Consider the following 23,494-nt stretch of genomic DNA (forward strand, 5'->3'; position numbering starts at 1 on the left):
GAACCCGCAGGCAGGGGGCCGATCACATGGGCGTCTACTTCTTCTTGCCCTGGTTCTTCACGGCCTCGATCGCCGCCGCTGCCGCCTCCGGGTCCAGGTACTTGCCGCCCGGGACGACCGGCTTGAAGTCGGCGTCCAGTTCGTAGGCCAACGGGATGCCCGTCGGGATGTTCAGGCCCGCGATGTCCTCGTCGGAGATGCCGTCCAGGTGCTTGACCAGGGCGCGCAGGCTGTTGCCGTGGGCCGCGATCAGGACCGTGCGGCCGGCCAGGAGGTCGGGGACGATGCCGTCGTACCAGTACGGGAGCATGCGCTCGACGACGTCCTTCAGGCACTCCGTGTTCGGGCGCAGCTCCGGCGGGATCGTCGCGTAGCGGGCGTCGTTGGCCTGGGAGTACTCGGCGTCGTCGGCGAGCGGGGGCGGCGGGGTGTCGTAGGAGCGGCGCCACAGCATGAACTGCTCCTCGCCGAACTCGGCGAGGGTCTGGGCCTTGTCCTTGCCCTGCAGGGCGCCGTAGTGGCGCTCGTTCAGGCGCCACGAGCGGTGGACCGGGATCCAGTGGCGGTCGGCGGCCTCCAGCGCGAGCTGGGCGGTGCGGATCGCGCGCTTCTGGAGGGACGTGTGGACGACGTCGGGGAGCAGGCCGGCGTCCTTGAGCAGCTCGCCGCCGCGCGTCGCCTCCTTCTCGCCCTTCGCGGTCAGGTTGACGTCCACCCAGCCGGTGAACAGGTTCTTCTCGTTCCACTCGCTCTCGCCGTGGCGGAGGAGGATCAGCTTGTACGGTGCGTCGGCCATGCGTATGAGCGTAATCCAAGCCCTCCGTCGCCGGTGTCCCCTGCCCGATGGGCGGACGCCCCCACGTCCCTCCCCGACGGTTGACGCCATTTGTTAAACGAGTGGCCCCCGCCGAGCCCGGTTTCGTAAGGTCTGCTTGCTACTCGCGCTCATTACCTACGGGGGTTCCTGCCATGCCGTCCGCCGTCTCCCTCAGACGCGCCGCCCGCGAGACCGTCTCGGGGCTTCCCCGTGAGTTCTGGTGGCTGTGGACCAGCACCCTCGTCAACCGGCTGGGCGCCTTCGTCGCCACCTTCATGGTGCTGTGGATCACGCTCGATCTGGGGGGCTCCGCCTTCTACGCCGGGCTCGTGGTCTCCCTCCACGGGCTCGGGGGCGTGCTTTCCTCGCTCGGTGGTGGTGTGATGGCCGACCGGGTCGGGCGGCGGCCGACCATGCTGCTCGCGCAGCTGTCCACCGCCGCCTCCGTGGCGGTGCTCGCGTTCATGCGGGACCCGGTGGCCATCGCCGCCGTCGCCTTCGTCGTCGGCATGGCGTCCAACGCCTCGCGGCCCGCCGTGCAGGCGATGATGGCCGACATCGTGCCCGAGAAGGACCGGGTCCGGGCGTTCTCGCTGAACTACTGGGCCATCAACCTGGGCTTCGCCGTCTCCTCCACCGCCGCCGGTTTCGTCGCCGAGGTCAGCTACCGCGCCGGTTTCCTCGTCGAGGCCGGGATGACCCTCGTCTGCGCCCTCGTCGTCTTCCTCAAGGTCCCCGAGTCCCGGCCGCCGAGCGCGGGCAAGGACGGGGACGGGGCCGCCGACTCCGTGGGCCTCGGCACCGTCCTGCGCGACCGGCGCTTCATGAGCCTCGTCGGGCTGTCCTTCCTCGTCGCGCTGATCTTCCAGCAGGGCTTCGTCGGCCTGCCCGTCGCCATGGGCGAGGCCGGGTTCACCCCCGCCGACTACGGCCTCGCCGTCGCCCTCAACGGCGTCCTCATCGTCGCCCTGCAGATCCCGGTCACCCGGTTCATCGAGCACTGGGACCCCAAGCGGCTGCTGGTGATCTCCTCGCTGCTCGCCGGGTACGGCTTCGGGCTCACCGCCTTCGCCGGGTCCGTCGGCGTCTTCGCGCTGACCGTCTGCGTGTGGACGCTCGCCGAGATCGTCAACGCGCCCACCCAGACCGGTCTCGTCGTACGCCTCTCCCCCGCCCAGGGCCGCGGCCGCTACCAGGGCATGTACACCATGTCCTGGTCCGTCGCCGCCCTCGTCGCGCCGCTGATGTCCGGGTTCGTCATCGACCGGTACGGCGCTGACTGGCTGTGGGGGCTGTGCGCCGTGGTCGGCACCGCCGCCGGCCTCGGGTACGGCGCCCTCATGCGACGGCTGCCGGAAGAGGAGCCGGTCCCGGCGGACGTGGCGCGGCAGGCCGGCCCGGCCGACGAGGGGGCGACCCCGTCCGACCTGCCCCGGCAGGCCGCGCCCGGCGACACCCCGGCAGATCGACGGAACCCCTCCGTCCACTGATCACCGCCGGTTAGCTTCGGCCCATGGACAACAACGAGCGCACCACCGAGAACACGGAGCACCAGGAGAGAACCCACCTCATATCGGCAGCCCGTACCCGCCGCGCCGGGCGGCTGACGGCCACCGTCGCGGGGGCGGCGGCCCTCGTCGCCCTCAGCGTCGGCGCCGCCCTCGCCGCCGGCTCCGCGGACGAGCCCACCCCGCAGCCGTCGCCGACGGCCACCTACGGCGACCCGGCGCCCGACGGCGGTACGACCGACAGCGGCGGCACCTCCGGCGGGGACAACGGCGGCGCGTCCACCGACGGGGGCACCACCGACGGAGGCCCCTCGACCGACGGCGGCACGACGACCGCCGGGGGCGTCTCCGGCGGCACCTCCGGCGGCGGCGACGAGTCCCCCAACCCCACCTACACCCCGCCCCCGCCCATCGACTGGCCCACCGACAACCCCACCGAGGTACCGCCCTCCCCCGCCCCGACCGACCTGGCGGAGCTGAACCGGCGCATCGCCGAGCTGGAGAACAAGGTCGACCAGCTGCCCACCAAGCAGGAGCTGGCCGACGCCCTGCGCGCGATGGCCGACAAGCTCGACCCGCAGGAGCGGTAGGCGCCACGCGGCACCGGAGGCCGCACGCTCACGGGTGCATCCGAGAGCCCTTCAGCACCTTGTCCACCGCGTTGCGCGGGCCGTACACCGCCAGCCCGACCAGGTCCAGGTCGGCGGTGGGTACGGCCCGCACCGCCGCCCGGTTGTCGCGGTCGTTGCCGGTCGTGAACAGGTCCGAGGTGAAGACGGCCCGGGGCAGCGCGCGGGACAGCGCCCGGCCGTGGGCCGCGGTCAGGGTCTCCTTGGTGCCCTCGAAGACCAGCACCGGCTGCCGGAACATCGGCAGGTAACCGACGCCGCCGGCGTCCTCGTACGGCTCCCCGATCACCTCAGGGACCGCCGTACCGAGGCCGCTGACCAGGAACGCGGTCACGTTCAGCCGCTGCCAGGGCTCCAGGTCGTCGCGCAGCAGGACGGCGATCTTCGTGTCGAAGCGGACGGGTTCCTCACCCGCGGTGGTGTGCGTGCTCATACGGCGAGACTGCCGACCGCCGTACGACCCCGTCTTGTACGTTCTTTGCATGGCCGCCCGGCAGGAAGCCACCACCCAGGACGTCACCACCCAGAAAGCCACCACCCGGGACGTCACCACCCAGGAAGTCACCGCCTGGCGCCCCGCCGTCCCGGGCGTCGTGGAGGTCTTCCACGCCCACTTCACCGGGTACGCCTACCCGATGCACGTCCACGAGGCGTGGACGCTGCTGATCGTGGACGACGGGGCCGTACGGTACGACCTCGACCGGCACGAGCACGGCACCCCGCACGACACGGTCAGCCTGCTGCCGCCGCACGTCCCGCACAACGGCTCCGCCGCCACCCCGGACGGCTTCCGCAAGCGGGTGCTGTACCTGGACACCCGGCATCTGCCGGGCGAGCTGATCGGGGCCGCCGTCGACGCGCCCGACCTGCGCGATCCGCTGCTGCGGCGGCGCGTAGGGCAGGTGCACGCCGCGCTCGCCCGGCCGGGGGAGGAGCTGGAGGCGGAGAGCAGGCTGACGCTCGTCGGCGAACGGCTGCGCGCACACCTGCGGCCCCCCGCCGCCGCACGGCCGCCCCACCGCGACCCGGCCCTCGCCCGGCGGCTGCGCGACCTGCTCGACGCGCGCGTCGCCGAGGGCGTCACGCTGGAGGAGGCGGCGCGAGTGCTCCAGGCCCATCCGGCCCATCTGGTACGGGCGTTCAGCGGGGCGTACGGCATCGCCCCGCACCAGTACCTGACGTCCCGGCGCGTGGACCGGGCCCGGCGGCTGCTGCTGGACGGAATGCCACCGGGCGAGACGGCCGCCGCGACCGGCTTCTACGACCAGGCCCACCTCACCCGGCACTTCCGCAGACTGGTGGGGGTGACACCGGGCCGCTACCGGGGCGGCGGGCGCTGAGCGCCGTAGGACGTCAGTCGGCCTGCCGCTCGGTCAGATGCCGGAAGGCGTCGAGGTTCCGTGTCGACTCCCCGCGCGAGACCCGCCAGGCGTACTCCTTGCGGATCGCGGAGGCGAAGCCCAGTTCCAGCAGGGTGTTGAAGGCGCCGTCGCAGGCTTCGAGGACCTGGCCGAGGAGGCGGTCGATCTCGTCGGCGGTGACGGAGGCGAGCGCCAGGCGGGCGGTGACGTAGATGTCGCCGAGCGGGTCGACGGCGTAACTGATGCCGTACAGCTTGAGGTTGCGCTCCAGCAGCCAGCGGTGGACGCCCGCCTCGTTCTCGTCGGGGTGGCGGATGACGAAGGCGTTCAGGGAGAGCGAGTGGCGGCCGACGATCAGCTGCACGGTCGTGGACAGCTTGCGGGTGCCGGGCAGTTTCACCACGTACGTGCCGGGCTTGGGGCTCTCCCACTCCAGCTCGGCGTCCTTCAGGGCGTCCTCGACGACCTGCGCGGCCTGCTGTGCGTTGTGTCCGTCAGCCATGGTGGGAGCGTACGCGACGGCGGTGGGCGTGCATGGCGGCCGTGTACACGTCGGCGGTGGCGGCGGCGGCGGTGTCCCAGCCGAACGACATGGCGTGCCGGGCGGCGGCCGCGCCCAGGCGCGGGGTGAGCTGCGGGTCGTCGGCGAAGCGGGCCAGCACGCGCGCGTACGCCGCCGGATCGTGCCCCTGGACGAGGAAGCCGGTCTCGCCGTCGCGGACCGCGACCGGCAGGCCGCCGACCGCGGCGGCCAGCACCGGGGTGCCGGTGGCCTGCGCCTCTATGGCGACCAGGCCGAACGACTCGCTGTAGGACGGGACGACGAGGACGGACGCGGCGCGGAACCAGTCCGCGAGCCGGTCCTGGTCGACGGGCGGCCGGAAGTGGACCACGTCGGCGATGCCGAGCCGGGCGGCGAGCTTCTGCAGGCCCTCCGGCTTGGCGAGGCCGCTGCCGCTGGGGCCGCCGACGACGGGCACGACGAGGCGGGAGCGCAGCTCGGGGCGCTGGTCCAGCAGCACGGCGATCGCCCGCAGCAGCACGTCCGGAGCCTTCAGCGGCTGGATGCGGCCGGCGAACAGCGGGATCACCGCGTCCTGCGGCAGGCCGAGGCGGGCCCGGGCGGCGGCACGGCCGTCGGCGGGGCGGAACCGGCCGAGGTTGACGCCCGGGTGGACGACGGCGACCTTGGCCCGGTCGGCGGCGTAGTGCCGTACCAGTTCCTCGGCCTCCTCGGCGGTGTTCGCGATCAGCCGGTCGGCGGCGGCGACGATCTGGGTCTCGCCGATGACGCGGGCGGCGGGCTCGGGGGTGTCGCCGTCGGCCAGGTTGGCGTTCTTGACCTTGGCCATGGTGTGCATGGCGTGCACGAGCGGGACGCCCCAGCGCTGGGCGGCGAGCCAGCCGACGTGGCCGGAGAGCCAGTAGTGGGAGTGGACGAGGTCGTAGTAGCCGGGGCGGTGGCCGGCCCAGGCCTGCATCACGCCGTGGGTGAAGGCGCACAGCTGGGCGGGCAGGTCCTCCTTGGCCAGGCCCTCGTAGGGGCCGGCGTCGACATGCCGGACGAGGACGCCGGGCGCGAGTTCCACGGCCGGCGGGAGGGCCGCGGTGGTGGCCCGGGTGAAGATCTCGACCTCGATGTTGATCGCGGCGAGGCGCTGCGCCAGCTCCACGATGTAGACGTTCATGCCGCCGGCGTCGCCGGTGCCCGGCTGGTGCAGGGGGGAGGTGTGCACCGAGAGCATGGCGATGCGGCGGGGGCGCCGGTGGAGCCGGAGCCGGCCGGGTGCCGACGGGGAGCGACGCCCGAGCCTGCTGACGTAGTGGCTCACGTGGCGTTCCTCCTTGCTGCGGGCATGCCGGGCGGAGGGTGCTGGGCGCCCTCCACGGGTGGGAACAGCGGAGCGAGGCATTCCCATTCCTGCGCGGCCTCCGGGCGGGGGGCTTTTTGCCGAGGTGTTATCGAGATCGCTCAACCGTTCGATGAGTGGATGCGTCTGCCGGGCGCCTGCGCCGGTGCCGCTCCCCTCCCTGAGCGGATGCGTCCGGGTACCCGCCCGCTCCGGCCGCATACCCGCGGCCGCATACCCTCGTATCCATGACCTCCCGCGCCCCCGCCCGCCGCCCCGTGGGCACGGTCACGCGCGGGACGACCAATCCGAACCGGCTGCGCCGCATGGACCGCTGGATCGCCGCCGCGCACGGCGCCGAGCTGCGCCGGGCCGCCGACCCGGTCGCCGTCGACCTCGGGTACGGTGCCGCGCCCTGGACCGCCGTGGAGCTGCTGGGCCGGCTGCGGACCGTCGCGCCCCGCACCCGGGTCGTCGGCATCGAGATCGAACCGGCGCGGGTCGCGGCGGCCCGGCCGTACGAGCGCGAGGGGCTGGTCTTCCGGCACGGCGGCTTCGAGGTGCCGGTGCCCGGCCGGCCGCAGCTGATCCGGGCGGCGAACGTGCTGCGCCAGTACGACGAGGAGCAGGTCGCCGCCGTCTGGCAGGGGCTGTGCGCCCGGCTGGCCCCGGCCGGCGACGGCTCGCGCGGCGGGCTGCTGGTGGAGGGCACGTGCGACGAGATCGGGCGGCGGCACGTGTGGGTGGCGCTCGGCCCGGAGGGTCCGCGCACGGTCACCTTCGCCACCCGGCTCGGCTCGCTGGACCGGCCCTCGGACCTCGCCGAGCGGCTGCCGAAGGCGCTCATCCACCGCAACGTGCCGGGCGAACCCGTCCACGCCTTCCTGCGCGACTTCGACCGCGCCTGGGCCGCCGCCGCGCCGTACGCCTCCTACGGCGCCCGGCAGCGCTGGATCCGCACGGTGCGCGACCTCGCCGCCGACTGGCCGGTGACGGACGGGCCGGTGCGCTGGCGGCAGGGCGAAGTGACCGTGACCTGGGCGGCCTTGGCGCCACGGCCGCGCCCCTGACGGACGGAACGATCTCCGCGGGTCGTTCGTCACAGTGACCGGGGGGCGGCGGGGGAGGCCGGTAGAGGGGGTTCTGTACCCGGGCATGGCCTCTGTTGCTTTCCGCGCGGACATGGCACGATCCCCCCGACGCCAGGAAGTTACTGACGGTTAATCAGCTTGGGGGACACGTATGGGTACGGCGGGCAAGCGCGGCCTGATCACGGCCGCCGTGACCGTGGTCTGCGGGATCACCGTGCTGGCGGCACCGGGCACGGCCTTCGCGAGCCCCACGCCCACACCCACGCCGACCTCGTCCACCTCGTCAACCTCGTCCACGCCGGCCTCGCCCACGCCGACCTCGTCCACGGCACCGGTCGTGCCGCCGCTTCCGCCCAACAAGGACCTCGAAGCCGTACGCGAGAAGCTGGAGTCGCTGTACCACGACGCGGCCGTCGCCACCGACGCCTACAACGCCGCCGAGGAGAAGGCGCAGAAGCAGTCAGCGCAGCTCGTCCAGCTGGCGAAGAAGATCGTCGAGGGGCAGCGGCGGCTCGACGCGCTGAAGGACCGGGCCGGCGCCGCCGCCCGCCAGCAGTACCGCTCCGGCGGACTCCCGCCCGAGGCGCACCTGATGCTCAGCGACGACCCGGGGCAGTTCCTCGACGGAGCGGGCCGGGTGCTCCAGGGCCAGCGCGCCACCAAGGCGATGCTGGACGAAATGACCCGCACCCAGCAGGACTTGAAGCAGTACGCCGCGGACGCCGCCGCCCACTGGCGCGAACTGGAGGCCAACCGCAAGGCGAAGGAAGCCGCGCGCAAGAAGGTCCAGAAGCAGATCGCCGAGGCCGAGAAGCTGGAGTCCCGGCTGGAGAAGCAGGAGAAGGAGCGGCTCGCCGAACTGGAGCGGCAGGCGGCGCAGAAGGCGCAGACCGCGTGGCTGGACACCGGCGTCCTCAAGGACATCCAGGGCAAGGCCTCCGAGCAGGGCGCGAAGGCCGTGAGCTACGCCACCGCGCAGATGGGCAAGCCGTACGAATGGGGCGCCGAGGGGCCGAGAACCTTCGACTGCTCGGGGCTGACCTCGCAGGCCTGGGCGCACGCCGGGCGGCCGATCCCGCGGACCTCCCAGGAGCAGTGGCGGCAGCTGCGGCACGTGGACGTGAAGGACATGCGCCCCGGTGACCTGGTCATCTACTTCGGCGACGCCAGCCATGTCGGGATGTACATCGGCGACGGCACGATCGTCCACGCCCCGCGCCCCGGGCGGACGGTGACCGTCGCTGGGGCGGGTTCGATGCCGATCCTGGGGGTCGTCCGGCCGGACGCGTGACCGGCGGCACACCGCCAACTGTCCCCGGGTGACCGGCGGCACACCCCGATCGGCCCCCCGGTGACCCCGGCCACGTGACCCACCGCACGCCGAACTTCGCACGGACGTGACGTTCGTCATCCCCGTTCCGGCGGCGACCTGTCCAACTGCGGTACGGAACGCGGCATATGACAGGGGCCGGTGGCCGGACGGGGTGGCCCACACCATTCCTCTACGGCACCGCCACCCGCTATGGTCCCCGTCGGTGGACCGAGGTCCCTCGGCTCCGCCATGCCCTCGGGGGGAGGGAAGGAACCCAAGACAATGCCCGTACCCGTACCGCGGCCCAGGGCGATCCCGGCCGTGGAGAGTGGTCAGGCGCCGGCCGCACCCATCGGCGGCCCCTCGAAGGAAGAGACCCCGCGCAAGGAAGCCACGGTCGTCGACAACGCCGCCACCACCACCAACCTGACGCTGCTGCTGATCGAGGACGATCCCGGCGGCTCGCCGATCGTGCCCGACCTGCTCGACTCGGCGGGCAAGCCGATCCGCATCCGCACCGCCCGCAACCTCACCGAGGCCGAGCGGCTGCTCACCGACGACGTCCACTGCATCCTGCTGGACCTCGCGCTGTCCGCGCCCGGCCGGGCCCAGGGCGACGAGGACGAGCTGGCCGTGCTGCGGCACGTGCTGGAGCTGGCGCCCCGGCACGCCGTGCTGGCGCTGACCGCCTCCGGTGACGCCGAGCGCGGCGCCGAGGCCGTGCGCGTCGGCGCCCAGGACTACCTCTTCCGGGACGAACTGGACGGACGGCTGCTGAGCCGGGCCATCCGGTACGCCGTCGAGCGGAAACGATCCGACACGGCCGAGCGGAAGCTGGCCGAGGGCCGGCTGCGCGCCCAGGAGAACCGCCGACTGGAGCGGGGCCTGCTGCCCACGCCCCTGCTGGACGGCTCCTCGCTGCGCTTCGCCGCCCGCTACCGCCCCGGCCGCTCCCGCGCGCTGCTCGGCGGTGACTTCTACGACACCGTCCGCACCCCGGACGGCACGGTGCACGCCATGATCGGCGACGTCTGCGGGCACGGCCCGGACGAGGCCGCGCTCGGCGTGGAGCTGCGGATCGCCTGGCGGGCGCTGACGCTGGCCGGGCTGTGCGGCGACGAGCTGCTGAACACGCTCCAGCAGGTGCTGGAGCACGAGCGCGGCGACGACGAGATCTTCGCGACGCTGTGCACGGTGGACATCGCGCCGGACGGCCGGCGCGCCGGCCTGTGCCTGGCCGGCCACCCGTCCCCGCTGGTGGCCCGCCCCGGCCAGCGGCCGCGGCTGCTGCCGTACGACAACAACGGCCCCGCCCTCGGCCTGCTGCCGGGCGCGCGCTGGCCGCGGATGCAGGTGGAGCTGGGCTCGGAGTGGAGCCTGATGCTCTACACCGACGGTCTGATCGAGGGCCGGGTCGGCGACGGCGGGGAGCGCCTCGGCCAGGACGGCATGGTGGAGATGGTCGGCCGCCAGCTGGCGCAGGGCCTGCGCGGCGAGGAGCTGCTCCAGGCCGCCGTCAACGAGGTCCGCGAACTGAACGGCGGCGAGCTGACGGACGACGTGGCGGTGGTCCTGCTGGACCGGGTGCCGTAGGGACGCCCCTGGGGCATCTGTGAGTCCGGGTGGTTCAGCGGCCGCCGTTCCACGGGCCGTACGGTCCGTCGCTGCTGGAGCCGCGGCGGCGGCCCCAGCCGCTGCCGCCGGACAGGCCGCGCAGGGCCGGGCGGACGTCGACCATGTACACGATGGTCGCGACGAGGCCGATGATCAGCAGGAACCACATGCTGGCCAGCGTCACGTTCGCCACGTTCACCAGGAAGGACAGGCCGAGGACGATCAACCAGAACGGCTTGGTCTGCTTGTCCGCCGCCCGGTAGGCGTCCTCACGGCGGATCGCGGCGTCAATTAGCGCGAACCCGCTGAACACCACCAGCGCCAAGCTCAGCAGGAACATCACCCAGCTGAAACCCGCGATCAGCATCGCCCTCCACCGCCCGTCTCTCCAACTGCCCTGCTCGTGGCCTGTCGCCGCCACCGTACCCAGAGAACGGGCCGGGCACCCGGAACGTGCCCGGCCCGTGACCGCCGCCTGGTGAACCGGCCGGTTACTCGGCGGCCGGCGTGGTCTTCTTCGCCGTGGTCTTGCGCGGCGTCGTCGTCCGCTTGGCGGCGGGCTTCTTCTCCGCGGCCGGTTCGGCGGTGGCCGCGGCCGGCTTCGGCTCCTCCTTGGGCTTGGCCGGCTCGTTCGGCTCGACGGCGACGGCCAGGTCCTCGATGCCCTCGGCGGCCTCGCCGCGCCAGGTCTTCACGGCCTGCTCGCCGTGCTCGGCGACCTTCTCGTAGGTCTCGCGGGCCTTCACGGCGTACTCGGCGGCGACGCCGACGCCGCGCAGGGCGAGGTCCTGGGCGGTCTCGCCGAGCTTCTTCAGGTCGCCGTCGAGGGCGGAGAACAGCTCGGTGACCTTGGCCTGGAGGGTCTCCTGCGTCTCGCGGACGCGGGCGGTGGCCTTCTCCTGCACCGCCTTGGGGTCGGTGCCGCGGACCGCCTCGAAGCGGGCCGGGGCCTGCTCACGCAGCTGCTCGACCAGGGCCGGCACCTTCTTGGCCTGCTGGAACGCCAGGTCGGCGGTGCCGGCGGCGAAGTAGAGCGGGGTGGGGTCGCTGAAAGTCTTGCGCAGGTCGTCGGTGATGGCCATGGTGATGGTCCTCCCGGATGGTTTTCGGATGAGGGTCGGTTGATCCGCGGCGGGCGGCCGGTCTTTCCCTGGACCGGTCAACCGGCCGTCCGCCGCGGATCGGCGTCGCTTCCGCCGACCGTGCGGGGGTCGTCCGCGGCGGCGTCGCTCTCGGTCCGCCCGTCGAGGCCGGTCTCGGCCCCGAACGCGGCCTCGGCCTCGGCTTCGGCCTCGGCGCCGAACCCGTTCTCCTTGCGGAACGACTCGTAGATCTGCAGAAGCACCTGCTTCTGCCGCTCGTTGAGCGTCGGGTCGGCGAGGATGACCGCGCGGGTCTCCACCTCGTCCCGGTCCCGCTCGGCGTCGAGGATGCCGGCGCGCACGTACAGCGTCTCGGCGGAGATCCGCAGCGCCTTGGCGACCTGCTGGAGCACCTCCGCGCTGGGCTTGCGCAGCCCGCGCTCGATCTGGCTCAGGTACGGGTTGGACACCCCGGCGGCGTCGGCGAGCTGCCTGAGCGAGAGCTGGGCGTTGCGCCGCTGCTCGCGCAGATAGTCACCGAGATTGCCGACGTTGAGCGATGCCATGCCTCCACCTTGCCGCACCGCGCTAACTATTGCAAGCATCCTGCTTGCAAGGGTTATCGGCGGCGCCGCTCCCACTCCTCGCGGGTGAGTCCGTACTCGACCTCGCCGTGTTCGGAGCCGGGGATCGGCTCGGGCCAGTCGCCGAAGTACGTCCGTACGAAGACGAGTCCGGACTTCTCCATCACGCGCCGGGAGGCCCGGTTGACGGCCATCGTGTTGGCGGTGACCCGCCGCACGGGCAACGCGGTGAAGCCGTGGTCGATGAGCGCCCGCGCGCCCTCGGTGGCGTATCCGCGGCCCCAGGCGGCCTTGACCAGCCGGTATCCCAGCTCCACGACGGCGGCACTGCGCTCGTCCACGGGCCGGAACTCGAACCACCCGAGGAAGGCGCCGCTGCCCTTCTCCTCCGCGGCCCAGTACCCGCGGGTGCCAAGGCAGGGGTGCTCGTGCAGCAGCCGCGGCAGGACCCTCTCCACGACGGTCTCGCGGCTGGTGGGCCGCCCGCCGTTGAGGAAGCGCATGACGTCGGGGTCGTTGTCGAGGGCATGGAGGTGGTCGGCGTCGTCGGGGGTGAAGGGCCTCAGCACGAGCCGCGCGGTCTCCAGGAAGGCAGGCATGGGGCGATCGTGCCGGGAGGGCGGCCGCCGGGGCACGCACTTTTTTGTGCGTACTAGGCAGGACGGACGCACCGACGGAGGCTGAAGAAGCTGATCGGCACGCCCCATCCCCCTTCCCCCGTACTGGAGTTCCCCCATGCCCACAACCGACCACCCCACCCCCTCTACCGTCACCGTCCTGGGCCTGGGCCCCATGGGCCGTGCCCTCGCTGGGGCGTTCCTGGAGGCGGGTGCGTCCGTCACCGTCTGGAACCGCACGCCCGGCCGCGACGCCGAACTCCTCGCCCGCGGGGCACGAGGGACGGCCACGGCGGCGGAGGCGGTGTCGGCGAGTGACCTGACCGTGGTGTGCGTGGTGGACTACGACGCCGCCGACGCCGTCCTGCGCGGCGAGGACGTCACGGCCGCGCTGAAGGGCCGTACGGTCCTCAACCTGACCGCCGACACGCCGGCCCGGGCCCGGGACACCGGGGCGTGGGCCGCCGCGCACGGCATCCGCTACCTGGACGGCGCGATCATGACGCCTGCCCCGAGCATCGGCACGCCGGACGCGGTGTTCCTGCACAGCGGGCCGCTGGACGTGTACGAGGAGCACCGGCCCGTGCTGGCCGCGCTCGGCGGCACGCACACCCACCTCGGCGAGGAGATCGGCCGGGCCGCCGCGCACGACCTGGCGCTGCTCGACGTGTTCTGGACGGCGATGGCGGGCTACGCCCACGCCCTGGCGATGGCCCGCGCGGAGGGCGTCACGGCGCGGGAGCTGGCGCCGTTCGCGGCGGGCATCGCGGCCATCCTGCCGCCGCTGTTCGAGGAGTTCGCGGGGGACGTGGACGCCGGCACGTACTCCGGCGCGATCAACCCGATCACCTCGGCCGCCGCGTCCATGTCCCACATCGTCGCCGCCTCCGAGTCCCACGGCATCGACGCGACCCTGATGCGCACGGTGGAGGGCCAGGCCCGCCGCGTCATCGCCCGCGGCCACGGCAAGGACGGCTTCATCAGGGTGACGGAACTGCTGTCCTCGCGCTGACGGCCGACGACGCGTCGACGCACCCAAGGGGCGCGGGGAACTGCGCGACCGGCCACGGACGGCCCGCAGCCCCGAAGACCACCGTCGGGGCGGGGTGGGGCCGCAGGCCCGTGTGGAGCACCTGCCCGACTCCCCGGAGCCGACGGTGCGTCGACGCACCCAGGGGCGCGGGGAACTGCGCGAGCGGCCACGGACGGCCCGCAGATGGAAGGTCACCGTCAGGGCCCGCTGGGTCGCAGGGTCAGAACGGCAGGGGGTGGGTGTGGAGGATCGTCAGGTGGGAGACCGCGCGGGTCAGGGTCACGTACAGGCGGTGCAGGCCGCGGGGCTCCGCGTCGGCGATCGTGGCGGGCTCGACCGCCACCACGTGGTCGTACTCCAGGCCCTTGACCAGCGTGGCCGGGACGACCGTCACGCGCGTGGCCAGGTCCTCCGGGCCGCCGTGGGCGATGCCTGCGCCGGTCAGGGCACGCCGTACCGCCGGGACGTCGCCGTCGGCCGCGACCACGCCGACCGAGCCCTCCCCGGCGAGGGCGTCCCGCACCGCGGTGACCAGCGCGCCCGCCAGGTCGGCTCCCGCGTCGACGATCCGCAGCTCGCCGTCCCGGCGCAGCGACCGCGCCTCGGGTACGGCGACGTCGAGCCGGGCCAGCAGCCGATTGGCGAGGCCGAGGACGGCGGCGGGGACGCGGTAGCCGGTCGTCAGCGGGACGATGGTCGCGTCCGGTTTGCCCAGGTGCCGCAGCAGGCCGGCCCAGTCGCGGGCCGCCCACGGCGTGGTGCCCTGCGCGAGGTCGCCGAGGACGGTGAGCGAGCCGAAGGCGGAGCGGCGGGCGACGGCCCGGGCCTCCATCGGGGACAGGTCCTGGGCCTCGTCGACGACGACATGGCCGTACCCCTCGGGGTGTTCGATCAGCCCGGCGACCTCGTCGAGCAGGACCAGATCGGCGGCCGACCAGCGCGCGGACTTCCACGAGCGCGGCGGCCTCGCCCACAGCAGCGTCTTCCGCTCGGCCGGGGAGAGGAGTCCGTCGGCGGCCCGGGCCAGCGCGTCGGGGCTGGTGAGGAGGTCCGCCACCACCTCCTCCGGGCGCGCCTTCGGCCACACCGCGTCCAGGCACGCCGTCACCACCCGAGCCCGCTCGATCCGCCGTACCCAGGACAGCGGCTGCGGCCCGGCCCGCCGTTCGGCCTGCTCCTGCAGCCGCCGCACGATCCTGCTGCGCACCCGTTCCCGGCCGATCGCGTACGGCGGCCGCTCCTCCAGCACGCCCCCGACGATCCGCGCCAGTTCGCCCGCGCCGACGCGCCAGCGGTAGGAGCCGTCCACCACGGCGAGGTCGTCGGCGCCGTCGGCGGTCACGCGCGCGTACAGCGCCCGGCGCAGCACCTCCGCCATGCGGGCGTCGTGCTTGAGGCAGGCGGCGGCCTCGTCGTCGTACCCGGTGACCGGGCGGGACGCGGCGACCTCCTCCGTCAGGGTCGACTGCCGTACGCCCGTCTCGCCGAGCGCGGGCAGCACCTCGGCGATGTAGGAGAGGAAGGTGCGGTTGGGGCCGAGGACGAGCAGACCGCCGCGGCGGATGCGCTGCGGGTGGGTGTAGAGGAGGTACGCGGCGCGGTGCAGGCCGACCGCGGTCTTGCCGGTGCCGGGGGCGCCCTGCACGCAGACGGAGACGGGCAGGTCCGCGCGGACCAGGTCGTCCTGTTCGGGCTGGATGGTGGCCGCGATGTCGCGCATGGGCCCGACCCGGGGCCGTTCGATCTCGCGGGCGACGATGGCGCTCGACCGGTCCTCGCCGCGCCCGAGGTGCTCGTCCTCCAGGCCGGTCAGATCGGCGGAGTCGCCGCGGCTGCCCGGCGCCCAGCCGTAGCGCCGCCGTACCGCGACGCCCTGCGGGGCGCGGGCGCTCGCCTGGTAGAAGGCGCGGGAGACGGGGGCGCGCCAGTCGACGACGAGGGGTGGGGCGGCCGGGTCCTCGGTGATCCGCAGCCGGCCGATGTGGTAGCGCTGCCCGGCGTGGTCGGCGGCGTCGGGCGCGAAGTCCAGCCGGCCGAAGAACAAGGGTCCCTCGGGCAGTTCGCGCAGTTCCTTGGCCTGGCTGCGCAGGCGGTACCCGAGGACTTCGGCGTCGGCACCCGAGGCGGAGACGTCCTCGCCGATGACGACCTGCTCGTCGGCGCCGTCGATCATCGCGGCGAGGGCGGCACGGCAGGTGTCGTGGTAGGCGCGGGCCCGGGTCAGGTCGTTACTGAGGGCGGGGTCGGGTGACGTCATGCACCGACCCTAGCCCAAAATTCGTTACCGAGTTAAATTCATTACCCGATCTCACTTGCGGTCGGCATCCAAGGCCGGCCCGACCGCCCGCAGCCCCGGCAGCCCCGCCTCCAGCCGCCCGAACGCCCGCTCCGCCGCCGCCTCCGCCTCCGCCCGCAGCGCCACCGCCCGCTCCCCCGCGGCGATCCGCCGCCAGTTCTCCAGCGCGAGCACCCGCTGTACGGCGACGATCTGCGCCGCGGCCAGTCGCGCGTCGAGATCCCCGCCGAGCACCTCGGCGAGCGCGGCCTCGGACCGCTCCTGGTACGCCATGACCCGGGCCGCGAGCGAGGGGGTGCCGTAGAGCAGGGAGTGGAAGGCGAGCACCTCGGGCGCGTCGTTCAGCCCGGTCACCGGGTCGTACCGGCGCAGCCCGTCCAGGAAGTGCCGCCGCAGCGCGTCGAGCGGCGGCACGTCGGCCCCGGCGACGATCCGCGCCGCCTCGCCCTCGTGATCGGCGATCCGGTACAGGACCAGGTCCTCCTTGGCCGGGAAGTACCGGAACAGCGTCGGCTTGGACACCTCGGCCGCCGCGGCCACCTCGGCGACCGGCACCGCGTCGAACCCCCGCTCCAGGAACAGCCGGATCGCGATGTCCGACAGCTCCTGGAACATCCGCTGCCTCTTGCGCTCACGCAGCCCGATTTCGCTCATGCAGCGAGCCTACGGGCGCGGCACCGGGGGCCGGCATGTTGCCGCTCAGCGCCAGGTCACCGCTGGGTTCCGGCCGTGGTCGGCGACCCAGCCCATCAGGGCGGCTCCGATCTGCCGATGGCCCGGAACCGAGTCCATCCCCAGGGGCCCGGCCGCAGCCGCGAGGATCCGGTGGATCTTCCGTCGCGCTCCCGCGAGCCGGTGGCCGAGAGGGTCGGGGCCGGTGTCCAGCGACAGGGCCACGCGGATCACATCGGTGAAGACGGACTGGGCCTTCTTGTAGGCGATGAGGCGGTTCAGGTCGCGCTGCCAGCCGTTGGCGCTCCCGGCACGCACCCGCTCCACGGCCGCCGCCCATCTCCGCGCCATGTGGTGGGCCTGCCGGGCCGCGTAGCGCATCAGATACAGGTGGGTGGCCAGGTCGTACAACGGGTCGCCGAAGAGGGCGAGTTCCCAGTCGATCGTCCAGAGCCGGCCGTTCCGGTCGACTACGAAGTTCTCCCGGTGCAGGTCGGCGTGGAGCAGGCAGAAAGGGCGCTCGCTGAGGCCCGACACCTGTTTCCGGAGATGCCGGAAGCAGTCACCGTCCAGTCCGAGTGCGGCGAAGAGCCCCCCGAAACGGTCCCGGTTCCCCCAGTAGACGCGCTCCTCGGTGAAGGCGACTAGCCGTTCCAGGAACCCGTCGGTGTCGCCGTTCTCCGGCCGGTCCGCGGCCCGGCACCGCCTTTCGACCGGGAGTGTCTCGGGCGTCACCTCGGCCATCTCGCCGAAAAGGCGCACGATCTGCCGGCACAGCGCGTCCGGAACGGGCAGGCCGGAAGCCCACAGGGCGCCGAGCGTCCGGCCCTCAACGAAGCGCTGCAAGCGGAGACCGTCGGCCTCGATGATCTCCGGAATGCCGGAGATCCTTCCGCGGAGCGAGGCGAGCAGTTGCTCCTCCGAGGCGAAGCACCGCCGGTCGAACCACAGCAGTCCGCCGCGCGGCTCCCGGCACTTCCAGCGGACGGCCTGCCCGCCGCCCGCCGTTCCGGGCAGGGGGAACACGTACGTCTCGTGGTGGTAGCCGGACAGCGGGCCCTCGACCACGCTCTCGTCACCGCTCATCTCGACCGCGCGCCGCCGAGTGAGGGAAGCCGCTTCGGGGGACATCGCCCGTTTTTCTTTCGCCTTCGACGCTTCCGAGGGTGCGGAAGTGAAAGTACGTTACTGCACCGGCCGCCGGGGATCGCGCACAACGCCGTTCCCGGGGAAACCGGTCCCACGGGACGGCGATCGGGCGGGCAGGTGTACGGGAGTCAGGCCTGGGCTCTCAGGGCCTTCAGGACCGTTTCGAGCGAGGACACGATCGTCGTGGCGCCGGCCTGCCGGAGGTGGTGGCCCTTGCTCTCGTCGCGTGCGTAACCCAGGAAGGGCACTCCCGCCGCCCGGGCGGCGAGGTAGTCCGAAGGGGTGTCGCCGATCATCAGGGCCGACGTCGGGGCGCAGCCCATGGCGCGCAGGGCGCGGTTGAGGCAGTGCGGGTCGGGCTTGAGCAGGTGGAGGTCCTGGGTGCGGCCGTAGATGTGGGGGGCGAAGCAGGCGGTGAGCCCGCGACCGGCCAGATAGTGCTCGACGACGCGCGGGGAGTTGTTGGTGGTGATCGCCAGCCGGGCGCCCACGGCGGTCCAGGTGCGTATCAGCGGGTCGGCCCACGCCGTGGGCATCGCCGACACCGCGGCGCGCAGCTCCTGCTGGGTGAGGCGTTCCTCCAGTTCCGCGATGAGGTCGCTGCCCGGACGGCGGCGGTCCAGGGCGCGCAGCACGGCATGCGGATCGAGCGAGTCGCGTTCGCCCTCGGTCAGCAGGCCGTGCAGGCCCTGGAACCCCAGCCACTCCACCAGGTCCTGCGCCACCTTCTCGGCGCGGTGGACGGCGAACAGCCGGCAGATGGGGCCGTCGAAGTCCCACAGGACGACCTGTGCCCTGCTGATCAGATCGCGCAGCAACTCGGTCCGCTCTGCCGCCACTTCGCTCTGCGTCGTATCAGAAGTCACTAAGAGAGTGTCAGGTCCGTGGTGATGGTTTCCCAGAGGGCGTTGAACCACTTCTGGGATTCCTCCACGAACGCCGCGTCCCGGCCCACCGCCTGGCGCTGGAAGGAGAACAGCAGTGACGTGGCTCCGAGGGCGTCGTACATGTCCAGGGTCTGCCCCGCGTGTTCCTCCTCCCGCCGGGCCACCACGTAGTAGCCGATCAGCGCCTCCGCCCCGTTGAGCAGGTAGAGCTTGACCGGCGGTGTGAAGGTCAGGGCGCGGAAGGTGACGTGGACGTCGATGTTGTGGGTGGAGCGCAGGGCGAGCAGGTTGTGGCGCAGGACCTGGCTCTGGGCGTTGCGCATCGCCAGCCAGCGCTCGTGGACGGTGTCGTCGTCGCCCTCGACCGGCACCGGGAAGGCGAGGTTGATGTCCCGGGAGGGCAGCAGGATGCGGACGTCGATCGACTCGGGGCGCAGCATGCCCTCGTGGATGTGGCGCAGCGGCTCGCCGAGGGCCAGCAGCAGTGTCTCCGCGGTGTGGCAGACGACGTCCACCTGGACGCGCCGGGCGGTGAAGGCCTCCACCAGGCGGGGCGCGAGTCCGACCATCGTCGGCTGCGGCGCGCCGGACGCGGGTGCGGGCTCGGCGATGCGCGGTGGGCTGCCCTTGCTGACGTTGGTGAGGAGGCCGTCCTCCTGGAGCACGCGCAGGGCCTGGCGGACGGTGCCGCGTTCCACCCCGAACTCCTCGGCCAGCTCGGCCTGGGTGGGCAGGCGGTCGCCGGCCTTGAGTGCGCCGGCGCGGATACGGTCGCGCAGGGTCTCGGCGATCTCCTGGGGCGTACGCCTTCTGCTGCCGTTCACTGCCACGTTCTCCTGGGTCACGACCAAACGCTACAACTCTGACCTATCTCCGTGGAGTTGTTTGAAACTTGTTTGAGGGGACCGACCAAGTGGGGACAACCTAGTCAGAGATAGCACGACTTGGCTGCCAACTTCGCCGAGTTGGCAGCCAGAAGGAGGACCACCACCGCCCAACCTGAAGGGGGAACCTCATGCCCGCGCTCGCCCTCCTCTCCGCCGTTCTCGTCGTCACCTTCGAGCAGCTCGTCCAGTGGAAGTACGGCCCCATGGGCATCATCGGACTGCTGCTCCTCACCATCGGCCTCAAGGCCAAGAGCCCGGCCGTCAGCTCCCTGGGAGCCGTCGTGCTCGCCCTGCTGGTCACCGGCCCCGCGCTCTAGGCACCGGACACGGCGCCGGGCACGGCAGCGCTACGACAGCTGCAGGTCCGAGCTGATCGTCTGCCACAGCCCGTCGAACCACAGCTGCGACTGCTCCACGAACGTGGTGTCCCGTGGGCTCGGGCCCTGCTCGAAGGCGAAGAGCATGGACCGGGTGCCCACGGCGTCGTACGTCTGGAGCTTCTCGTCGCCGATCTCCGTCTGCCGCTGCGACAGCGTGTAGTACGCGAACAGCGCCTCCCTGCCGTTGAGCAGGTACAGCTTCACCGGCGGGGTGAACGGCACCGCGCGGAAGGTCACCCGGACGTCGATCCCGTGCGTGGCCCGCAGCGCCAGCAGGTTGTGCCGCAGCACCTGGCCCTGGGCGTTGCGCTGGGCGAGCCAGCGGTCGTGCAGCCGGCCGTCGGAGGTCGGTGCGACCGGGGCCGGGAAGGCCAGGTCGATCTCCCGCGACGGCAGCAGCACCCGGACGTCGACCTTGGCCGGTTTCAGCTCCCCCGCGTGGATCCGGCGCAGCGGCTCGCCGATCGCGAGCGTGAGGGAGACCGCGGTCAGGCACACGGCGTCGATCTCCACGTGCGGCGCCGCGAAGGCCTCGGCGATCCGCGGGGCCAGGGCCACCATCGTGGGCTGGGGCGGGGCGTAGGGGCCGGCCGGAACCCGGCCGGAGCCCGCCTCCGGGGCGACGGTCGCCGGAGCGCCCTTGGAAACGTTGGTCAGCAGGTGCTCCGACTGAAGGATGCGCAGCGCCTGGCGTACGACACCCCGCTCCACGCCGAACTCGTCCGCCAGCCTGGCCTGCGTGGGCATGCGCTGCCCCGGCCGCAGCACTCCCGAGACGATCCGGGCGCGCAGCTCCGCCGCGACCTCGTGATGGGTCGGCGGTGACGGGCGTGACCTCTGGGGCCTGTTCCGTCCATTGACGGAGGCGTGTTCCGGGTCCACGACCAAACACTACAACTTCCCGCCATCTTACGGCAGTTCAGAGAAAGGTGGTTATGAGCCGCTTCCAAGCGGAGATAAGTACAGTGAAGTTGGTCGCCAACTTCACACAACATGGTCGAGCCGGTGGAGGGTTGGCCGGGCTCCCTTCCGGAGGGGAGCCGGGAGTCCGGCCAGTCAGCACGGCCCGCACAGCACAGCCACAACTCAAGACGGATCAGCACAGCCACAACTCAAGACGCGATCAGCACAGCCACAACCGAACACAGCGGCACAGTCACAACTGAAGACGCAGCTACGGATGAACACCGCACCCGCCACCGGCGAGAGGAGAACCGTCAGAACATGTCCGGGCACCACGGGCGCCTGGACGTACGCAGCAGGGCGTCGGCCACCCGGGCGGCGCCCGCTCGTTCTTCCCGCACCCGGCCCAGCGTCACCAGCCGCTGAGCCGACTCGTCGCCGAGCCACAGCCGGGCCAGCTCCCCGATCTCCAGCGTGAGGTCGGCGGTGCGCGTGGTGGACGTGCAGGACGCCCCGTCCGGGGTCGCGTCCAGCAGGTAGCGCCCACCGGCGAAGCCCGCCGCGTCCACGACCTCCAGCACCAGCTCACCGGCGGTGGCGTAGGTGCGCGCCTCCAACGCGCGTACGACGTCCAGCAGCCGTACCCACAGCCAGTCCGCCTGCGTCGTGATCCGCGCCGCCCGCGGGTCGGGCAGCAGCAGCGGCAGGACGTCGTCCGGGGAGCGCCAGCCGCTCTTGACCGTCTGGACCCAGTCGATCGAGCACAGGTAGTGCCACAGGGCGCGCTCGGCCCCCGGCGTCGCCGCGATCAGCCAGTTCACCTCGGCCGTGTTCAGCGGCTGCTTGGCGTCGCCCCACTTGTCGTCGCACTCGTACGACACCATGCCCTCGACCTCGCCGGCCGCCGAGCGGTACACGGCGTAGAACGGCTCGGTCCACTTCGAGAAGAAGGGCACGGCACCGGTGTTCACCTGCCACCACAGCTCCCCGCGGCTGACCGCGCCGGGCTGGGCGCGGCGCACCCGGTCGTGGAGGTCGGGGCCGAGCTTGCGGACGTCCTCGGGGTCCACGAGGTCGATCCGGCCGCCGTCGTCGGGAACCGCGGGCCGGTTCGGGCCGAACCCGGCGCGCGGCACGTCGATCACCCACTCGGTCATGGTGGTCGCCGGCCCGAAGCCGAACCGGCCGTAGATGCCGTACTCGGCGGCGATCAGGGTCGAGACGACGTCCCCGCGCTCCTTCGCCGTGGCGAGGTCGGCGCCCATCATGCGGCTCAGCACGCCGCGCCGGCGGTGGGTCGCGGTGACGGTGACGTTGGAGACGGCGTCCGCGGCGACGGCCGTACCCCCGACGGCGGTCACCTCCTGCGCGAACGACCGGTACGTCGCCACACAGCGCCCGTTGTCGAAGGCTCCCAGCAGCCGCCCCGGCACGAACTGCGGCCGCCGGGCCTCCACCACCTCCGCGGAGACCACCGGCTCCCGCAGGAACCCGGCGTTCAGAGCCCGCAGCCACTCGGCGAACTCGGCCTCTTCGATGGGACGGACGTCGATACCGGGGGCGTCGGGGTCACTCATACAGGGCACGGTAGGTGCCGCGCCCCCTGACTGTCGCCCGCTTTTCGCCTCACACCAGCAGATCGTCGACCTGCGCCTCCCCCTCCCGGTACCGCCGCGCGATCTCCGCGCTGCAGTCGTCGGCCGTGCGCTGCAGCCGCTGGCGCCGCCGGGACACCTGCTGCTCGTAGCGCACGAGCCGCCCCATCGCCTCGTGCAGCTCCCCGTCGGTCCGCGCGCCCAGGTCGGACAGCTCGACGTCGGCGAGCATCTCCGCGGCCAGCCGCCGGTACTCCTCGCTGTGCGGCGTGGCCAGGGTGACGTGCCGGGCGGAGGAGCGGTACCGGGCCGGGGGGTCGGCGAGGATCTCCGGCAGCCGCTCGACGACGGAGTTGCCCGGCGCCACCGTCACCACGGCCGCCTCCCCGACCGCGACCACGGACGTCGGCCCGCGCCGCGCCAGCTCCGCCCGCAGGATGTCGATACGTCCCTGCAGCAGCCGGCGCACATAGCTCAGGTCGGCCTCGTCCCGCTGCGCGTCCCGGCGCACGGTGCGCAGCTCGGGCAGGCTCAGCGCGGCCAGATCGGGCTCGGCCGGCTCGGCCGGCATCCGCGGACTGTCGGTGCGCTGCGCGGGCGGCCGGAGGTCAGCCCGGTGCCCGGTACTCGGTGTGCTCATGTGCCTCTACCGTCCCCTCGACCGGTTAGGGCAGCAATCGTGCCACCCCAAGTGGCCGCTATGTGACCGAGTGCCCCCGAACGGCCCTAGTTGGGGGGTTGGTCTTCGAAAAGAGGCGCGTCAACGGGCCGCCCCCGGCGCCCTGCATGATGGTCCTATGCGTGCAGTGGTGCAGAGGGTGGACGGCGCGAGCGTCGTCGTGGACGGGGAGACCGTCGGGGAGATCAAGGGCGAGGGGCTGTGCGTCCTCGTGGGGGTGACCCACGAGGACACCCCGGAGAAGGCGGCGCAGCTCGCCCGCAAGCTGTGGTCGGTCCGGATGCTGGCGGACGAGAAGTCGTGCAGCGACATCGACGCGCCGCTCCTCGTCATCAGCCAGTTCACGCTGTACGGCGACGCCCGCAAGGGCCGCCGCCCCACCTGGAACGCCGCCGCCCCGGGCGAGGTGGCGGAGCCGCTGGTCGACGAGGTGGTCGCGCGGCTGCGCGCGCTGGGCGCGACGGTGGAGACGGGCCGGTTCGGCGCGCAGATGCGGGTGTCGCTGACGAACGACGGCCCGTTCACCGTCCTGCTGGAGATCTGAGGCC

At 72.7% G+C, this 23,494-nt stretch carries 25 protein-coding genes; 9 read left to right on the forward strand and 16 right to left on the reverse strand.

From position 1 onward, the window contains the following. Positions 1-34: 34 nt before the first annotated feature. Positions 35-796, reverse strand: coding sequence for a phosphoglyceromutase (locus IE308_RS28735; protein ID WP_110628927.1), 762 nt, complete (start codon positions 794-796; stop codon positions 35-37). Between the two features lie 173 nt (positions 797-969). On the opposite strand from IE308_RS28735, the gene IE308_RS28740 reads away from it, so the two are divergent. Together IE308_RS28740 and IE308_RS28745 are read left to right on the forward strand one after the other, a co-directional pair. Next, positions 970-2,307 carry an MDR family MFS transporter gene (locus tag IE308_RS28740; protein WP_190220141.1) on the forward strand — a complete coding sequence of 446 codons (1,338 nt, stop codon included), beginning with the start codon at positions 970-972 and terminating at the stop codon, positions 2,305-2,307. A gap of 23 nt (positions 2,308-2,330) precedes the next feature. After that, positions 2,331-2,915 (forward strand): hypothetical protein, encoded by a 585-nt coding sequence (locus IE308_RS28745; RefSeq protein ID WP_229909205.1) that lies wholly within the window; start codon positions 2,331-2,333, stop codon positions 2,913-2,915. 28 nt (positions 2,916-2,943) lie between these two features. Here the strand turns inward: IE308_RS28745 and IE308_RS28750 are convergent, their stop codons facing one another. After that, the gene (locus IE308_RS28750; RefSeq protein WP_110628929.1) at positions 2,944-3,387 is read right to left on the reverse strand and encodes a DUF2000 domain-containing protein; all 444 of its coding nucleotides are present in this window, start codon (positions 3,385-3,387) and stop codon (positions 2,944-2,946) included. Positions 3,388-3,436: 49 nt separating this feature from the next. Here IE308_RS28750 and IE308_RS28755 point away from each other — a divergent pair, with 49 nt between their 5' ends. After that, a complete protein-coding gene (locus tag IE308_RS28755; protein WP_190220143.1) occupies positions 3,437-4,294 on the forward strand; it encodes a helix-turn-helix transcriptional regulator in 858 nt (285 codons plus the stop codon). Between the two features lie 13 nt (positions 4,295-4,307). On the opposite strand, the gene IE308_RS28760 is transcribed toward IE308_RS28755, so the two are convergent. Both IE308_RS28760 and mshA read right to left on the reverse strand, forming a co-directional pair. Further along, a complete protein-coding gene (locus IE308_RS28760) occupies positions 4,308-4,817 on the reverse strand; it encodes a type III secretion system chaperone family protein (RefSeq protein ID WP_190220144.1) in 510 nt (169 codons plus the stop codon). Then, positions 4,810-6,147, reverse strand: coding sequence for a D-inositol-3-phosphate glycosyltransferase (mshA, locus tag IE308_RS28765; RefSeq protein WP_190220145.1), 1,338 nt, complete (start codon positions 6,145-6,147; stop codon positions 4,810-4,812). The genes IE308_RS28760 and mshA overlap by 8 nt, the downstream gene beginning before the upstream one ends. A gap of 266 nt (positions 6,148-6,413) precedes the next feature. Here mshA and IE308_RS28770 point away from each other — a divergent pair, with 266 nt between their 5' ends. The 3 genes from IE308_RS28770 to IE308_RS28780 all read left to right on the forward strand — a co-directional run bounded on the left by IE308_RS28770 (position 6,414) and on the right by IE308_RS28780 (position 10,161). Continuing rightward, positions 6,414-7,235, forward strand: a complete 822-nt coding sequence (locus tag IE308_RS28770; RefSeq protein ID WP_190220146.1) for a class I SAM-dependent methyltransferase — start codon at positions 6,414-6,416, stop codon at positions 7,233-7,235. Positions 7,236-7,407: 172 nt separating this feature from the next. Then, entirely contained in the window at positions 7,408-8,547 is a 1,140-nt protein-coding gene (locus IE308_RS28775; protein WP_110628936.1) for a C40 family peptidase, read from the forward strand. Positions 8,548-8,850: 303 nt separating this feature from the next. Further along, a complete protein-coding gene (locus IE308_RS28780; RefSeq protein WP_110628937.1) occupies positions 8,851-10,161 on the forward strand; it encodes a PP2C family protein-serine/threonine phosphatase in 1,311 nt (436 codons plus the stop codon). Positions 10,162-10,195: 34 nt separating this feature from the next. Here IE308_RS28780 and IE308_RS28785 read toward each other — a convergent pair whose 3' ends face one another. The 4 genes from IE308_RS28785 to IE308_RS28800 all read right to left on the reverse strand — a co-directional run bounded on the left by IE308_RS28785 (position 10,196) and on the right by IE308_RS28800 (position 12,447). Beyond that, complete coding sequence (locus IE308_RS28785; protein ID WP_110628938.1) at positions 10,196-10,549, reverse strand: DUF2516 family protein; 354 nt, start codon at positions 10,547-10,549, stop codon at positions 10,196-10,198. A 124-nt stretch (positions 10,550-10,673) separates the two neighbouring features. Further along, the gene (locus IE308_RS28790; RefSeq protein WP_110628939.1) at positions 10,674-11,264 is read right to left on the reverse strand and encodes a hypothetical protein; all 591 of its coding nucleotides are present in this window, start codon (positions 11,262-11,264) and stop codon (positions 10,674-10,676) included. Between the two features lie 77 nt (positions 11,265-11,341). Beyond that, complete coding sequence (locus tag IE308_RS28795; protein ID WP_110628940.1) at positions 11,342-11,830, reverse strand: helix-turn-helix domain-containing protein; 489 nt, start codon at positions 11,828-11,830, stop codon at positions 11,342-11,344. Positions 11,831-11,883: 53 nt separating this feature from the next. After that, positions 11,884-12,447 carry a GNAT family N-acetyltransferase gene (locus tag IE308_RS28800; protein WP_190220147.1) on the reverse strand — a complete coding sequence of 188 codons (564 nt, stop codon included), beginning with the start codon at positions 12,445-12,447 and terminating at the stop codon, positions 11,884-11,886. A 136-nt stretch (positions 12,448-12,583) separates the two neighbouring features. Between IE308_RS28800 and IE308_RS28805 the strand changes: the two genes are divergently transcribed. After that, positions 12,584-13,477: an NAD(P)-dependent oxidoreductase gene (locus IE308_RS28805; RefSeq protein ID WP_110628942.1), complete on the forward strand. Its 894-nt coding sequence runs from the start codon at positions 12,584-12,586 to the stop codon at positions 13,475-13,477. A 241-nt stretch (positions 13,478-13,718) separates the two neighbouring features. Here the strand turns inward: IE308_RS28805 and IE308_RS28810 are convergent, their stop codons facing one another. The 5 genes from IE308_RS28810 to IE308_RS28830 all read right to left on the reverse strand — a co-directional run bounded on the left by IE308_RS28810 (position 13,719) and on the right by IE308_RS28830 (position 19,353). After that, the gene (locus IE308_RS28810) at positions 13,719-15,755 is read right to left on the reverse strand and encodes a HelD family protein (protein WP_190220148.1); all 2,037 of its coding nucleotides are present in this window, start codon (positions 15,753-15,755) and stop codon (positions 13,719-13,721) included. Between the two features lie 51 nt (positions 15,756-15,806). After that, positions 15,807-16,448 (reverse strand): TetR family transcriptional regulator, encoded by a 642-nt coding sequence (locus IE308_RS28815; protein ID WP_190220149.1) that lies wholly within the window; start codon positions 16,446-16,448, stop codon positions 15,807-15,809. Positions 16,449-16,493: 45 nt separating this feature from the next. After that, a complete protein-coding gene (locus IE308_RS28820) occupies positions 16,494-17,597 on the reverse strand; it encodes an aminoglycoside phosphotransferase family protein (protein ID WP_190220150.1) in 1,104 nt (367 codons plus the stop codon). 146 nt (positions 17,598-17,743) lie between these two features. Beyond that, positions 17,744-18,481, reverse strand: coding sequence for an HAD family hydrolase (locus IE308_RS28825; protein ID WP_229909207.1), 738 nt, complete (start codon positions 18,479-18,481; stop codon positions 17,744-17,746). Then, positions 18,481-19,353 (reverse strand): FadR/GntR family transcriptional regulator, encoded by an 873-nt coding sequence (locus IE308_RS28830; protein ID WP_190220152.1) that lies wholly within the window; start codon positions 19,351-19,353, stop codon positions 18,481-18,483. The genes IE308_RS28825 and IE308_RS28830 overlap by 1 nt, the downstream gene beginning before the upstream one ends. A gap of 164 nt (positions 19,354-19,517) precedes the next feature. On the opposite strand from IE308_RS28830, the gene IE308_RS28835 reads away from it, so the two are divergent. Beyond that, the gene (locus IE308_RS28835) at positions 19,518-19,706 is read left to right on the forward strand and encodes a hypothetical protein (protein ID WP_110628949.1); all 189 of its coding nucleotides are present in this window, start codon (positions 19,518-19,520) and stop codon (positions 19,704-19,706) included. A 30-nt stretch (positions 19,707-19,736) separates the two neighbouring features. Here the strand turns inward: IE308_RS28835 and IE308_RS28840 are convergent, their stop codons facing one another. The 3 genes from IE308_RS28840 to IE308_RS28850 form a co-directional block, all read right to left on the reverse strand. Then, positions 19,737-20,657, reverse strand: coding sequence for a winged helix-turn-helix domain-containing protein (locus tag IE308_RS28840; protein WP_190220153.1), 921 nt, complete (start codon positions 20,655-20,657; stop codon positions 19,737-19,739). 329 nt (positions 20,658-20,986) lie between these two features. Further along, positions 20,987-22,249 (reverse strand): GNAT family N-acetyltransferase, encoded by a 1,263-nt coding sequence (locus tag IE308_RS28845; RefSeq protein WP_190220154.1) that lies wholly within the window; start codon positions 22,247-22,249, stop codon positions 20,987-20,989. Positions 22,250-22,298: 49 nt separating this feature from the next. Then, positions 22,299-22,907, reverse strand: a complete 609-nt coding sequence (locus tag IE308_RS28850; protein ID WP_110628952.1) for an RsiG family protein — start codon at positions 22,905-22,907, stop codon at positions 22,299-22,301. 157 nt (positions 22,908-23,064) lie between these two features. Here IE308_RS28850 and dtd point away from each other — a divergent pair, with 157 nt between their 5' ends. Continuing rightward, entirely contained in the window at positions 23,065-23,490 is a 426-nt protein-coding gene (dtd, locus tag IE308_RS28855; protein WP_190220155.1) for a D-aminoacyl-tRNA deacylase, read from the forward strand. The last annotated feature ends 4 nt before the right edge of the window (positions 23,491-23,494 follow it).

Origin of the sequence: Streptomyces griseosporeus (assembly GCF_014656055.1) — a bacterium.
GTDB lineage: Bacteria > Actinomycetota > Actinomycetes > Streptomycetales > Streptomycetaceae > Streptomyces > Streptomyces griseosporeus.

Bases quoted from the DNA above. Each gene is read 5' to 3' on its own strand.
- IE308_RS28815 (WP_190220149.1), bottom strand. From the start codon at position 16,448: ATGAGCGAAATCGGGCTGCGTGAGCGCAAGAGGCAGCGGATGTTCCAG.
- dtd (WP_190220155.1), top strand. From the start codon at position 23,065: ATGCGTGCAGTGGTGCAGAGGGTGGACGGCGCGAGCGTCGTCGTGGAC.
- IE308_RS28750 (WP_110628929.1), bottom strand. From the start codon at position 3,387: ATGAGCACGCACACCACCGCGGGTGAGGAACCCGTCCGCTTCGACACG.
- IE308_RS28820 (WP_190220150.1), bottom strand. From the start codon at position 17,597: ATGTCCCCCGAAGCGGCTTCCCTCACTCGGCGGCGCGCGGTCGAGATG.
- IE308_RS28790 (WP_110628939.1), bottom strand. From the start codon at position 11,264: ATGGCCATCACCGACGACCTGCGCAAGACTTTCAGCGACCCCACCCCG.
- IE308_RS28780 (WP_110628937.1), top strand. From the start codon at position 8,851: ATGCCCGTACCCGTACCGCGGCCCAGGGCGATCCCGGCCGTGGAGAGT.
- IE308_RS28770 (WP_190220146.1), top strand. From the start codon at position 6,414: ATGACCTCCCGCGCCCCCGCCCGCCGCCCCGTGGGCACGGTCACGCGC.
- IE308_RS28755 (WP_190220143.1), top strand. From the start codon at position 3,437: ATGGCCGCCCGGCAGGAAGCCACCACCCAGGACGTCACCACCCAGAAA.
- IE308_RS28835 (WP_110628949.1), top strand. From the start codon at position 19,518: ATGCCCGCGCTCGCCCTCCTCTCCGCCGTTCTCGTCGTCACCTTCGAG.
- IE308_RS28735 (WP_110628927.1), bottom strand. From the start codon at position 796: ATGGCCGACGCACCGTACAAGCTGATCCTCCTCCGCCACGGCGAGAGC.
- IE308_RS28785 (WP_110628938.1), bottom strand. From the start codon at position 10,549: ATGCTGATCGCGGGTTTCAGCTGGGTGATGTTCCTGCTGAGCTTGGCG.
- IE308_RS28810 (WP_190220148.1), bottom strand. From the start codon at position 15,755: ATGACGTCACCCGACCCCGCCCTCAGTAACGACCTGACCCGGGCCCGC.
- IE308_RS28775 (WP_110628936.1), top strand. From the start codon at position 7,408: ATGGGTACGGCGGGCAAGCGCGGCCTGATCACGGCCGCCGTGACCGTG.
- IE308_RS28740 (WP_190220141.1), top strand. From the start codon at position 970: ATGCCGTCCGCCGTCTCCCTCAGACGCGCCGCCCGCGAGACCGTCTCG.
- IE308_RS28805 (WP_110628942.1), top strand. From the start codon at position 12,584: ATGCCCACAACCGACCACCCCACCCCCTCTACCGTCACCGTCCTGGGC.
- IE308_RS28845 (WP_190220154.1), bottom strand. From the start codon at position 22,249: ATGAGTGACCCCGACGCCCCCGGTATCGACGTCCGTCCCATCGAAGAG.
- IE308_RS28795 (WP_110628940.1), bottom strand. From the start codon at position 11,830: ATGGCATCGCTCAACGTCGGCAATCTCGGTGACTATCTGCGCGAGCAG.
- IE308_RS28850 (WP_110628952.1), bottom strand. From the start codon at position 22,907: ATGAGCACACCGAGTACCGGGCACCGGGCTGACCTCCGGCCGCCCGCG.
- IE308_RS28760 (WP_190220144.1), bottom strand. From the start codon at position 4,817: ATGGCTGACGGACACAACGCACAGCAGGCCGCGCAGGTCGTCGAGGAC.
- IE308_RS28800 (WP_190220147.1), bottom strand. From the start codon at position 12,447: ATGCCTGCCTTCCTGGAGACCGCGCGGCTCGTGCTGAGGCCCTTCACC.
- IE308_RS28745 (WP_229909205.1), top strand. From the start codon at position 2,331: ATGGACAACAACGAGCGCACCACCGAGAACACGGAGCACCAGGAGAGA.